The 11,805-nt window shown below is 70.0% G+C and carries 12 protein-coding genes; 9 read left to right on the top strand and 3 right to left on the bottom strand.

Translation table 11 applies throughout. From position 1 onward, the window contains the following. Window positions 1-172 precede the first annotated feature (172 nt). Window positions 173-1,558 (top strand): glycoside hydrolase family 6 protein, encoded by a 1,386-nt coding sequence (locus A4R43_RS06560; protein ID WP_113691492.1) that lies wholly within the window; start codon window positions 173-175, stop codon window positions 1,556-1,558. Between the two features lie 65 nt (window positions 1,559-1,623). Next, window positions 1,624-2,268 (top strand): lytic polysaccharide monooxygenase auxiliary activity family 9 protein, encoded by a 645-nt coding sequence (locus A4R43_RS06565; protein WP_113691493.1) that lies wholly within the window; start codon window positions 1,624-1,626, stop codon window positions 2,266-2,268. On the opposite strand, the gene A4R43_RS06570 is transcribed toward A4R43_RS06565, so the two are convergent. Together A4R43_RS06570 and A4R43_RS06575 are read right to left on the bottom strand one after the other, a co-directional pair. Next, window positions 2,258-2,812 carry a cysteine hydrolase family protein gene (locus A4R43_RS06570; protein WP_113691494.1) on the bottom strand — a complete coding sequence of 185 codons (555 nt, stop codon included), beginning with the start codon at window positions 2,810-2,812 and terminating at the stop codon, window positions 2,258-2,260. The two genes, A4R43_RS06565 and A4R43_RS06570, sit on opposite strands and share 11 nt — an antisense overlap. A gap of 34 nt (window positions 2,813-2,846) precedes the next feature. Further along, the gene (locus A4R43_RS06575; protein WP_113691495.1) at window positions 2,847-4,214 is read right to left on the bottom strand and encodes a GH1 family beta-glucosidase; all 1,368 of its coding nucleotides are present in this window, start codon (window positions 4,212-4,214) and stop codon (window positions 2,847-2,849) included. 178 nt (window positions 4,215-4,392) lie between these two features. On the opposite strand from A4R43_RS06575, the gene A4R43_RS06580 reads away from it, so the two are divergent. The 7 genes from A4R43_RS06580 to A4R43_RS06610 all read left to right on the top strand — a co-directional run bounded on the left by A4R43_RS06580 (window position 4,393) and on the right by A4R43_RS06610 (window position 11,032). Next, complete coding sequence (locus A4R43_RS06580; protein ID WP_113691496.1) at window positions 4,393-5,406, top strand: LacI family DNA-binding transcriptional regulator; 1,014 nt, start codon at window positions 4,393-4,395, stop codon at window positions 5,404-5,406. 116 nt (window positions 5,407-5,522) lie between these two features. Continuing rightward, entirely contained in the window at window positions 5,523-6,824 is a 1,302-nt protein-coding gene (locus tag A4R43_RS06585; RefSeq protein ID WP_205215257.1) for a glycoside hydrolase family 5 protein, read from the top strand. A 52-nt stretch (window positions 6,825-6,876) separates the two neighbouring features. Beyond that, window positions 6,877-9,087 carry a beta propeller repeat protein gene (locus tag A4R43_RS06590; protein WP_205215258.1) on the top strand — a complete coding sequence of 737 codons (2,211 nt, stop codon included), beginning with the start codon at window positions 6,877-6,879 and terminating at the stop codon, window positions 9,085-9,087. 41 nt (window positions 9,088-9,128) lie between these two features. Continuing rightward, complete coding sequence (locus A4R43_RS06595; protein ID WP_113691497.1) at window positions 9,129-9,863, top strand: class I SAM-dependent methyltransferase; 735 nt, start codon at window positions 9,129-9,131, stop codon at window positions 9,861-9,863. Further along, window positions 9,860-10,363, top strand: coding sequence for a P-loop nucleotide/nucleoside kinase family protein (locus A4R43_RS06600; RefSeq protein ID WP_113691498.1), 504 nt, complete (start codon window positions 9,860-9,862; stop codon window positions 10,361-10,363). The genes A4R43_RS06595 and A4R43_RS06600 overlap by 4 nt, the downstream gene beginning before the upstream one ends. Then, window positions 10,360-10,656: a hypothetical protein gene (locus A4R43_RS06605; protein ID WP_113691499.1), complete on the top strand. Its 297-nt coding sequence runs from the start codon at window positions 10,360-10,362 to the stop codon at window positions 10,654-10,656. The genes A4R43_RS06600 and A4R43_RS06605 overlap by 4 nt, the downstream gene beginning before the upstream one ends. Before the next feature lie 46 nt (window positions 10,657-10,702). After that, window positions 10,703-11,032 (top strand): antibiotic biosynthesis monooxygenase, encoded by a 330-nt coding sequence (locus A4R43_RS06610; protein WP_113691500.1) that lies wholly within the window; start codon window positions 10,703-10,705, stop codon window positions 11,030-11,032. A gap of 255 nt (window positions 11,033-11,287) precedes the next feature. Here A4R43_RS06610 and A4R43_RS06615 read toward each other — a convergent pair whose 3' ends face one another. Further along, on the bottom strand, window positions 11,288-11,731 hold the full coding sequence (locus tag A4R43_RS06615; RefSeq protein ID WP_205215259.1) for a MarR family winged helix-turn-helix transcriptional regulator: 444 nt from the start codon (window positions 11,729-11,731) through the stop codon (window positions 11,288-11,290). Window positions 11,732-11,805 lie beyond the last annotated feature (74 nt).

Consider the following 11,805-nt stretch of genomic DNA (forward strand, 5'->3'; position numbering starts at 1 on the left):
TTCGCGACCGGGGAACTCGTGCGTGGAATGGGAATGCGAACGCCGGTGGGAAATTCCCTCGCCTGGCCTAGTTTAGGCCAAAGGGCTTCCGGAGCCAGGCCCGCCCGGGTTAGAGTCCTGGTTCTGGGAGCGTTCCCAGGCTCTCCCTGAAGATCATGACAAAGGAGTCATCATGCGTTCTGCCTTCGCTAGAGGCACGCCCGCCAAACGGCTGCTTCGTGGTCTCGCCGCGGCGGTTTCGGTCGCGTCGGTCTCGTTGCTCACCGGGGTCGGGGGTGCGTCGGCGGGAGCCGAGCAGGCCCCGGCGCCCCGGGTGGACAATCCCTACGCCGGCGCCAAGGTGTACGTGAACCCCGAATGGGCGGCCAAGGCCAACGCCGAACCCGGCGGCAGCCGGATCGCCAACCAGCCGACCGGTGTCTGGCTCGACCGGATCGCCGCGATCGAGGGCGTCAACGGCGGCATGGGCCTGCGCGACCACCTCGACGCCGCGGTCGAGCAGTCCGGCGGGCAGCCGCTGGTGGTCCAGCTGGTGGTCTACAACCTGCCCGGCCGCGACTGCGCGGCGCTGGCCTCCAACGGTGAGCTGAAGCCGGACGAGCTGCCGCGCTACAAGACCGAGTTCATCGACCCGATCGCCTCGATCCTGTCCGATGCCAAGTACGCCAACCTGCGCATCGTGACCACGATCGAGGTCGACTCGCTGCCGAACCTGGTGACGAACGTCAGCGGCCGCCCGACGGCCATGCCGAAGTGCGACCAGATGAAGCAGAACGGCGGTTACGTCAAGGGGGTCGGCTACGCGCTGAACAAGCTCGGCGCGGTGCCGAACGTCTACAACTACATCGACTCGGCCCACCACGGCTGGATCGGCTGGGACAACAACTTCAACGCCTCCGCGCTGCAGTTCCTCGAGGCGGCCAAGGCCGAGGGCAGCACGCCGGCGAACGTGCACGGGTTCATCACGAACACGGCGAACTACTCGGCGCTCAAGGAGAACAACTTCACCGTCAACGACACGGTGAACGGCACCACCGTGCGCCAGTCGAAGTGGGTCGACTGGAACTGGTACGTCGACGAGCTCTCCTTCGCGCAGGCGTTCCGCCAGGAACTGGTCAAGGTCGGCTTCCCGTCGGACGTCGGCATGCTGATCGACACCTCGCGCAACGGCTGGGGCGGCACCGCGCGGCCCGCCGGTCCCGGCCCGAAGACCACTGTGGACACCTACGTCGAAGGTGGCCGCTACGACCGCCGCATCCACATCGGCAACTGGTGCAACCAGTCCGGTGCCGGTCTCGGCGAGCGGCCGACCGCGGCTCCGGCCGCGGGCATCGACGCCTACGTGTGGATGAAGCCGCCGGGTGAGTCCGACGGTGCCAGCAAGGAGATCCCGAACAACGAGGGCAAGGGCTTCGACCAGATGTGCGACCCCAACTACGGGGGCAACGCGCTGAACAACTACAACAAGTCCGGCGCGCTGCCGGACGCGCCGCTGTCCGGGCACTGGTTCTCCGCGCAGTTCCAGCAGCTGATGCAGAACGCCTACCCGCCGCTGTGACGGCACCGGGGGCCGGCCGGTCCACCAGCGACCGGCCGGCCCCGTCCCCGCCGGAAGGAGAAAGCGTGTCCACCCGATTTCGCGCCGCGGCACTGGCTTCCGCCACGGCACTGCTGCTGGCCGGTGCGGCGGGCGTCGCCGCCGCGCACGGCTCGGCCACCGACCCGCCGTCCCGCAACTACGGCTGCTGGGACCGCTGGGGCGACGACTTCCAGAACCCGGCCATGGCCACCGAGGACCCGATGTGCTGGCAGGCCTGGCAGGCCAATCCGAACGCCATGTGGAACTGGAACGGGCTGTACCGGGAGAACCTCAACGGCGACCACCAGGGCAACATCCCGGACGGCACGCTGTGCAGCGGCGGTCACGCCGAGGGTGGCCGGTACGACGCGCTGGACGCGGTCGGTGACTGGACGGCGGCGGACAAGCCGAACGACTTCTCGGTCACCGTGCACGACCAGGCGCTGCACGGCGGCGACTACTACCGCGTGTACATCACCAAGCAGGGCTTCGACCCGCTCACCGAGCCGCTGGGCTGGGGTGACCTGGAGCTGGTGAAGGAGGTCGGCAAGACCGCGCCCGCCACCAACACGGTGATCGACGTGGACGCCGGCTCGCGCAGCGGCAGGCACATCGTCTACACCATCTGGCAGGCCAGCCACCTGGACCAGTCGTACTACTTCTGCAGCGACGTGAACTTCACCGGCTGAAGTTCTCCCGGTCGAGCACGGTGACCCCGGCGGCGCGCAACTCCCCGAGCACGGGGTGCTCGCCGCCGGTCACCGGGTTCGCGTACGCGGTGGCTTCGAGCGGGACGGTCACGTCGTAGCCGAGTCGCACGGCATCCCGCGCGGTCGCCGCCACGCAGATGTCGGTGGCGATGCCCACCACGGTGACCGACCGGGCCCCGGTACCGGCGAGCAGCCCGGCCAGCGGGCCCAGCCCGCCACCGCCGTGGCCCTGCTGTGGCTCGAGCACCGGGGCGAGCAGGAAACCGGAGAACCCGCCGCGCTTGCCAGGGCCCTTCTCCACCACCGTGCCCCGCACGTCGAGGTCCGGGTGGAGGCTGGTGCTGCCTTCGGGATCGCCTACCGGCAGATCGATCGGCGCGTAGTCGCGCGTGTAGAAGACCGGATCACCGCGTTCGACGGCCTCGGCCACGTGCCGGTTGACGGCGGCGACCACCGCCGGTCCGTCCGCTCCGGCCAGGTCCACGAACAGGTTCTGCATGTCCACCACGATCAGCGCGTTCATGCCGCCGACGGTAGGACCTCCAGTATTGTAGAGGTCAATCGGGCAGGCCGTGTGCCCGCACCACGTCGCGGTACCACTTGGCGCTCAGCTTCGGAATCCGTTCCTGGCTGGCGAAATCGACGTGGACCAGGCCGAAGCGCTTCGAATAGCCCTTGTCCCATTCGAAGTTGTCCAATAGGGACCACACGAAGTACCCGCGCAGGTCGGCACCGGCGGTGATGGCCGCGTGCGCGGCTCGCAGGTGCTCGTCGAGATAGGCGATCCGGTCGTGGTCGAGCACCTGCCCGCCGGACACCTCGTCCTCGTAGGCGGCGCCGTTTTCGGTGATGTAGAGCGGAATCGCCGGGTAGTCCTCGGTCAGCCCGGCGAGCACGCGGGTGAGCCCGGCGCCTTCGACGCTCCAGCCCATGCTCGTGCGCCGCTCGGTGTGGTGGAAACCGAGCCTGCGCAGTCCGGGATAACGCGACGGCCCGTCGATCGGCGGCGCGTCCGGTGTGCCGTACACCGTTTGCGGCGCGTAGTAGTTGATGCCGAGGAAGTCCATCGGCGCGCTGATCAGCGCCAGATCGCCGTCGGCGGCGAAGCCGAAATCGGAGATCCGCGCCAGATCCGTCCGTACGTCGTCGGGATATTCGCCGCGTAGCACGGGATCGAGGAACAGCCGGTTGGTCAGCCCGTCGACCCGGCGGGCGGTGTCGATGTCGTCCGGGTTCCCGGTGGCCGCGGTGACGGGCGATACGTTCAGCGTGATCCCGGCCTGGACCGTGGCGATCGAGCGGAGCGCGTCCAGTGCCATGCCGTGCCCGAGCAGCAGGTGGTGCGCGGCTCGCAGCGCGGCGGCCGGTTCCGTGCGGCCCGGCGCGTGGTCGCCGCTCGCGTAACCGAGGATGGCCGAGCACCACGGCTCGTTCACCGTGATGAACCGGCTGACGCGTCCGGCGAGGAAGTGGTGCACGGCCGCGGCGAAATCGGCGAACCGCGACGCGGTGTCCCGCGACGGCCAGCCGCCCGCGTCCTCCAGCGGCTGCGGCAGATCCGCGTGGTAGAGCGTCACCCACGGTTCGATGCCGCGGTCGAGCAGGCTGTCCACCAGCCGCGAGTAGAAGTCCATGCCGCGCTGGTCGAGCGGCCCGCGCCCGGCGTGCTGCAGGCGCGACCAGGACACCGAGAACCGGTAGGCGCCGGTGCCGAGCGCTTCGAGCAGTTGCACGTCCTCGAGGTAGCGGTGGTAGTGGTCGCAGGCGAGGTCCGCGGTGTCGCCGTCGCGGACGCGGCCGGGGAGGGTGGCGAAGGTGTCCCAGATCGACGTCCCGCGCGCACCCGGCGGCCCGGCGCCTTCGATCTGGTAGGCCGAGGTGGACGCACCCCAGGTGAAGCCGGGCGGAAACCGTAGGTTGGCCATCGTGCGGTCCTCTCCGGACACAAGGACGGGCAGCTGAACTGGTTCAGCGACGTGGAGATCCGGTGGTGCCCCCGCCCGACAACCTAGGCAGATGGAGTCGATTCAGTCAACGAACGCGGCTACTTAACCGGGTAAGCTTCGTTGGTAGACTGCGGGCCGTCCAGCGGGGGAGGTCCGCGTGAAACGTCCCACCATCGCCGACATCGCCAAGGCGGCGGGCGTGTCGAAGGGCGCGGTGTCCTACGCGCTGAACAACCGCCCCGGGGTCTCGGCCGCCACCCGCAGCCGGATCACCGGCATCGCCGCGGAACTGGGCTGGGCGCCGAGCACCGCGGCCCGCGCGCTGTCCGACGGCCGGGCGGGCGCGCTCGGGCTGGTGATCGACCGCCCGGCGGAGACGCTGGACGCCGAGCCGTTCCTCATCCGGCTGATCGCCGGCATCCAGGACGAACTCGGGGCGGGCCCGGCCTCGCTGGTGCTTCAGGTGTCGCCGAACCACGACACCGAGGTGGAGATCTACCGGCGCTGGCACGCCGAGCGCCGGGTGGACGGCGTGCTGCTGATCGACCTGCGTGACGACGACGCGCGGCTCGACGCGGTCGCCGCGCTGGGCCTGCCCGCCGTGGTGCTGGGCGGCCCGCTCGGTCGTCCCGGCCTGCCGTGCGCGTGGATCGACGACGAGGCCGCGATCGACGAGGTGCTGGAGTACCTGGCCGCGCTCGGGCACCGCCGGATCGTCCGCGTGGCCGGGCCGCGCGAGTTCATGCACACCCGCGTGCGGTCGGAGGCGTTCGAAAAGGCGGCGCGGCGGCTGGGGTTCGAGAGCGCGGAAGTGGTGCACACCGACTACTCCGACGAAGCGGGTGCGAGCGCGGCGCGGCGCGTGCTGGTCTCGCGTCGCCCGCCGAGCGCGCTGGTCTTCGACAACGACGTGATGGCCGTGGCCGCGCTCGGGGTCGCGCACGAACTCGGGATCTCGGTGCCGGGCGACGTTTCCCTGGTGGCCTGGGACGATTCGGTGCTGTGCCGCCTGGTCCGGCCCGCGCTGAGCGCGATCCGCCGGCCCATCGCGGAGTTCGGGGCGCTGGCCGCGTCGCTGCTCCGCCGGACGGTCGAAGGCGAGACGGTCGGCGACGAACGCACTTCACCGCCGATGCTGGTCACCCGCGGTAGCAGCGGTCCCGCGGCTTAGGTGAACCCGGCCGGAATCATCCCAACGGCCTAGTCCCCGCTCTTTACACCGCCGTGGCGGGCTGGCTACTGTCCGGAACAGACCTGGGAGCGCTCCCATCGCTGTGAGGAGTTCCGGTGCGGAAACTGCTGGCCGCTGTCCTGCTGCTGTTCGCCGCCGCGGTGGTGCCCCCCGGGCAGGCGCCGCCACCCGCTGCCGCGGCCACCAGCGACTGGCTCCACACGCAGGGCAACCGGATCGTCGACGCCGAAGGCAACCAGGTGTGGCTCACCGGCGCCAACTGGTTCGGTTTCAACGCCGGCGAGCGCGTGTTCCACGGACTGTGGAGCGTCAACGTCGAGCAGGTCACCCGATCGATGGCGCAGCGCGGCATCAACCTGGTCCGCGTGCCGATCTCCACGCAGCTGCTGCTGGAGTGGAAGGCCGGGCAGGCGAGCGTGCCCAGCGCGATCAACACCTGGGTGAACCCGGAACTGGCCGGCAAGACCACCCTCGAGGTGTTCGACCACTGGCTGGCGCTGTGCGAGAAGTACGGCCTCAAGGTGATGCTCGACGTGCACAGCGCCGAAGCGGACAACTCCGGCCACGTGCACCCGGTGTGGTGGAAGGGTTCCATCACCCCGGAGCTGTTCTACCAGGGCTGGGAATGGGTCACCGCGCGGTACCAGAACGACGACACCATCATCGCGATGGACGTCAAGAACGAACCACACGGCACCGCGTCGGCCAGCCCACGGGCCAAATGGGACGGTTCGGCCGACCAGGACAACTTCAAGCACACCTGCGAAACCGCGGGCAAGCGCATTCTCGCGATCAATCCGGAAGTGCTGATCCTCTGCGAGGGCACCGAGATCTACCCGAAGGCAGGCAAGAACTGGAGCTCGGTCACCGGCACCGACTACCACTCCACCTGGTGGGGCGGGAACCTGCGCGGCGTGGCCGAACACCCGGTGAACCTCGGTGCCGGGCAGGACCAGCTGGTCTACTCACCACACGACTACGGCCCGCTGGTGTTCGACCAGCCGTGGTTCAAGAAGGAGTTCGACAAGACCACGCTGACCACCGACGTCTGGCGCCCGAACTGGCTCTACCTGCACGAGGACGGCACCGCCCCGCTGCTGGTCGGCGAATGGGGCGGGCGGCTCGGACAGGACCCGCGGCAGGACAGGTGGATGACCGCACTGCGTGACCTGATCGCCGAAAACGGCCTGCACCAGACGTTCTGGTGCCTCAACCCGAACTCCGGTGACACCGGCGGCCTGCTGCGGGACGACTGGACCACCTGGGACGAGACCAAGTACGCGCTGCTCAAGCCCGCGCTCTGGCAGCACGGTGGCAAGTTCGTCGGGCTGGACCACGACGTGCCGCTCGGCGGCGCGGGCAGCACCACCGGGATCAGCCTGGGAGAACGCTGGTAGCCGACAAGACGGCGCGGTGGCCCCGCCGCGCCCCGGAACCTGGAGTAGAGCCATGAGATGGCTGCTCGCCGTGGTACTGCTGATCGTTTCCACCGTCACCTCCCCGGCCGCCGCGCCCGCGCCCGCGACCTGGCGCAACGTGGAGATCGCCGGTGGCGGTTTTGTGCCGGGCATCGTGTTCAGCCCGGCCGAGAAGGACCTGATCTACGCGCGGACCGACATCGGCGGCGCGTACCGGTGGAACCAGGCGACCGGCCGCTGGATCCCGCTGCTGGACTGGGTCGGCTGGGACAACTGGGGCTACAACGGTGTGGTCAGCATCGCGCCGGATCCGAAGAACGCGAACCGCGTCTACGCCGCGGCGGGCATGTACACCAACAGCTGGGACCCGAACAACGGCGCGATCCTGCGCTCGTCCGACCGCGGTACCACGTGGCAGGTGAGTGAGCTGCCGTTCAAGCTCGGCGGCAACATGCCGGGCCGCGGCATGGGGGAGCGGCTGGCCGTGGACCCGAACGACGGGCGCGTGCTCTACCTCGGCGCGCCCAGCGGCAACGGCCTGTGGCGCAGCACGGATTCCGGCATCACCTGGGCGAAGGTGGCGAGCTTCCCGAACCCGGGCAACTACGTGGAGAACCCGTCGGACCCCAACGGCTACGCCAACGACAACCAGGGCGTGGTCTGGGTGACCTACGATTCGCGGTCCGGCAGCGCCGGCAGCCCGAGCAGGACGATCTACGTGGGTGTGGCGGACAAGGACAACACCGTCTACCGCAGCACCGACGCGGGCGCGACCTGGCAGCGGCTCGCCGGGCAGCCGACCGGGTACCTGGCGCACAAGGGCGTGCTGGACGAGGCGGGCGGTTTCCTCTACCTGGCCACCAACGACAAGGGCGGCCCGTATGACGGCGGCAAGGGCGACGTGTGGAAGTTCGACACCGCGACCGGCGCCTGGACGCGGATCAGCCCGGTGCCTTCGGACAGCGGCGACAACTACTTCGGCTACAGCGGGCTGAGCGTGGACCGGCAGCGGCCGGGCACGCTGATGGTGGCCACGCAGATCTCGTGGTGGCCGGACATCATCCTCTTCCGCAGCACCGACGGCGGCGCGACCTGGACGCGGATCTGGGACTGGGGCAACTATCCCGAGCGGACCCTGCGGTACGAAATGGACATCTCCGCGGCACCGTGGCTCACCTTCGGCGCGAACCCGGCGCCGCCGGAGACGGCCCCGAAACTGGGCTGGATGACCGAATCGCTGGAGATCGACCCGTTCGACTCCGACCGGATGATGTACGGTACGGGCGCCACGATCTACGGTACGAAGAACCTCACCGCGTGGGACCGCGGCGAGAAGATCCGGCTCGAACCCACCGCGGGCGGCCTGGAGGAGACCGCGGTGCTGGACCTGATCAGCCCGCCGGCCGGGCCACCGCTGGTCAGCGGGCTCGGGGACATCGGCGGCTTCCGCCACGACGACCTGGCCGAGGTGCCGCCGATGTTGTTCACCGGCCCGGTGTTCACCTCGACCACCAGCCTGGACTACGCCGAGCTGGCACCGGGCACGATGGTGCGCACCGGCAACGCGGGGCAGGCGCCGCGCGTGGCGTTCTCCACCGACGGCGGGGCGAATTGGTGGCCGGCCAGTGAACCCGGCGGGGTGACCGGCGGCGGCACGGTGGCCGCGGCGGCGAACGGCAGCCGGTTCGTCTGGAGCCCGCAGGGCGCGGCCGTGCACTATTCGGCCGGGTTCGGCAACTCCTGGACGCCGTCGTCGGGCATCCCGGCCGGTGCGGTGGTGGAGTCGGACCGGGTGAACCCGATGAAGTTCTACGGCCTGGCCGGTGGGCGGCTCTACGTGAGCACCGACGGCGGCGCGAACTTCACCGCCGCCGCCACGGTGGACGCGAGCAAGTTCCACGCCGTGCCCGGGCGCGAGGGCGACCTGTGGCTGGCCGGTGCGGGCGGGCTGTTCCGCTCCACCGACTCCGGCGCCACCGTGACCAAACTGTCCGGAGTGGACAGTGCGGTCAACGTCGGCTTCGGCAAGGCGGCGCCGGGCAAGTCGTATCCGGCGCTGTACCTGGTGCGGGAGAACGGCTTCTACCGGTCCGACGACACCGGCGCGAGCTGGGTGCGGATCAACGACAACGCGCACCAGTACGGCAACGCGGGGGAGGCGGTCACGGGCGACCCGCGCATCTACGGGCGGGTGTACGTCGGCACGAACGGCCGCGGCATCGTCTACGCCGACACCGCGTAAATAGCTGGCTCTCGCCGGGCCCGGCCTGGCAGGGTGGCCGCGTGGTTGATCACCAGTTCGCGGACCACGAACTCGCCGCGCTCTACGACGTGCTGCATCCGTCGGACGAGCGCGGTGACTTCGCCTTCCACCAGCGGCTGATCATGGCCGCCGGTTCCGTGCTCGACATCGGCTGCGGCACCGGGCAACTGCTGCACCGGGCACGCGAGGCCGGGCACACCGGCCGATTGTGCGGCCTCGACCCGGCACCCGGCATGCTGGCGCTGGCCAGGAGACGCGGCGATGTCGAATGGGTGCTCGGGGGCCTGGGTACGGTGAGATGGCGCGCCGAGTTCGAGCTGGCGGTGATGACCGGGCACGCGTTTCAGGTGCTGCTCACCGACAACGAGCTGCGGAGCGCGCTGGCCACCGTCCACACGGCACTGGCGGAGAACGGGCGGTTCGCCTTCGAGACACGGAATCCGGCGGCGCGTGCCTGGGAACGGTGGACGCCTGAACACGCGCGCGAGGTCGACTTCGGCGGCGCGAAGGTCACCATGTCGCACGAAGTCGATCGCGTCGAGGGGGAACTGGTCACCTTCACCACCACCTACACCAGCACCGCGTGGCCGTCGCCGAGGTACAGCCGGAGCACCCTGCGGTTCGTGGACAACGACCGCCTGCGTGCGCTGCTCACCGAGGCCGGGTTCGTCGTCGAGCGGCAGTACGGCGACTGGGACGGCGGCCCGCTGACCGCCACCGCGCCCGAGATCATCACGATCGCGAGGCGGGCGTGAGCGGGTACCCGATCCTCTGGCTGTACGGGCCGCCCGCGGCGGGCAAGACCACGCTGGCGCGCGAGATCGTGCGCAGGCGCCCCGAGTTCGCGCATCTCGACACCGACCAGATCGGCCTGTGCTACCCGGCGCCCGACGACGACCCGGGCAACCACCGGGTCAAGTCCGCCAATCTCGGCGCGCTGTGGCCGCATTTTCGTGACGCCGGTGCGCGCGGGCTGGTGGTGTCCGGCAACCTGGTCACCGCCGGGGACCTGGAGTTGTACCGCGCGCGGCTCGACGGCGCGGTGCTGACCCTGTGCCGCCTGCGTGCCGATCCGGGGGTGCACAAGGCGCGGTTCCTCGGCCGGGGCCGGTTCACCGAGCTGGTCGAGCTGTGCCTGGAGGAGGCCGCGACGCTGGACCGCACGGATTTTGCCGACTTCACCCTCGACACCACGCGGCTGTCCACAACGGACTCGGCCGCGCTGGTGCTCGACCGGACGGGCTTCGCGCGATGACCGAGATGACCTGGCTGTACAACCCCGCCGAGCGCGGGCAGTCGGCCGAGGCGTGGGCGATCTACCGCGAGTTGTTCACCAAAGGCATCACGGCGGCCTACATCGACCTCAACGACATCGGCTGGAACGGGGACCGCCAGCTCAGCCTGCGCAACTTCGCCGCACTGTGGCGGACCTACGCGGCGGCCGGTGCCCGGCACCTGGTGGTCTTCGGCGGCGCCGCCGACGGAGAGGTCGCCCGCGAATACGCGGCCTTGGTTCCGGACGCGGTCCTCACCGTCCGGCGAGTTTGACAGGATGCTGTTGTTTTGACAGGGCCGTGTAGCTACGCTGGCGGTCATGATCCTGCGGGTTTGGCACGGCTGGGCGGCCGGGACGCGGGCCGCCGCCTACGAGGAACTGCTCACCACGGAGATCGCGCCCGGCATCCTGCGCCGGGGCATTCCCGGGCTGCGGGAGCTTTCCGTGCTGCGGCGCGAGCCTGATGAGTCCTCTGTGGACGGCTTGACCGAGTTCGTCACCACGATGACCTTCGACGACTGGGCCGCCGTCCGCACCTTCGCCGGCGACGACCTCACCGGCGCGGTCGTGCCCCCGGAAGCCCGCGCCCTGCTCACCCGCTTCGACGAGCACTCACAACACTACGAACTCGTGCAGCACTACCCCTGACCCGACTGCCCTTCCGGTGGGTTGGTCCGATGTCACGAATGTGGCTTTCGAGACGTTTGGCGTCTCGAAAGCCACATTCGTGACACCTTGGCCCCTGGCGGCACCTGCCCCCACCAGCGCAACGATGTCCCCGAGCGGGGCCCACCCTCAACGGAGCTGCGCCCGGTTCGTGTGGCGCAATGAAAGCCACATTCATAGCGCGCGGCCACCCACCCGGCGGCCCCGCGGGACCCAGTGACGAGGCGCCGCGGCGGGTCAGGCGGGTGTGCGCAGCGCGTCGAGCAAGCGCCGCAAGGTTTCTCCCGCCGTGCGTAGTTCTTCGGCGCTGGTTCCCGCCCTGGCCAGCAGGCGCGCCCGCGAGGCGTCCGAGCGTTCGAAAAGGCGCTCCAGCGTGGCCCGGCCGTCGTCGGTGAGGGTGATCAGGGGGGAGCGTGCGTGGTCCGGGTTGGGCCTGGCCTCGACCAGGTCCGTCGCGAGCAGGTCGCTGACCACCCGCTGCACGCTCTGCGGCGTCAGCCCCAGGCGCCGCGCCGCGTTCGGTACCGTGCGCGGGCCGTCCGAGAGCACGCTGAGCACATGCCACCTGGCCGCGGTCTGCCCCGCCTCGCGCGCGATGTCCTCACTGGTGCGCCGGGAAATCCCGGCCAGCTCGTACACGTCGGCGATGAGCAGCCGGTACTGTTCCAGTGCGTCGGTCACCGCGGCAGCATACTTCCGCGATACCGGCCCGCCGCGCTGTCACATCCGGGCGCGTTCGCCGGTCATCCTGGTGA

Origin of the sequence: Amycolatopsis albispora (assembly GCF_003312875.1) — a bacterium.
Classification (GTDB): Bacteria; Actinomycetota; Actinomycetes; order Mycobacteriales; family Pseudonocardiaceae; genus Amycolatopsis; species Amycolatopsis albispora.

Coding starts and splice junctions, on each gene's coding strand:
- A4R43_RS06560 (WP_113691492.1), top strand. CDS start 173: ATGCGTTCTGCCTTCGCTAGAGGCACGCCCGCCAAACGGCTGCTTCGT.
- A4R43_RS06575 (WP_113691495.1), bottom strand. CDS start 4,214: ATGGCCAACCTACGGTTTCCGCCCGGCTTCACCTGGGGTGCGTCCACC.
- A4R43_RS06605 (WP_113691499.1), top strand. CDS start 10,360: ATGACCGAGATGACCTGGCTGTACAACCCCGCCGAGCGCGGGCAGTCG.
- A4R43_RS06570 (WP_113691494.1), bottom strand. CDS start 2,812: ATGAACGCGCTGATCGTGGTGGACATGCAGAACCTGTTCGTGGACCTG.
- A4R43_RS06590 (WP_205215258.1), top strand. CDS start 6,877: ATGAGATGGCTGCTCGCCGTGGTACTGCTGATCGTTTCCACCGTCACC.
- A4R43_RS06610 (WP_113691500.1), top strand. CDS start 10,703: ATGATCCTGCGGGTTTGGCACGGCTGGGCGGCCGGGACGCGGGCCGCC.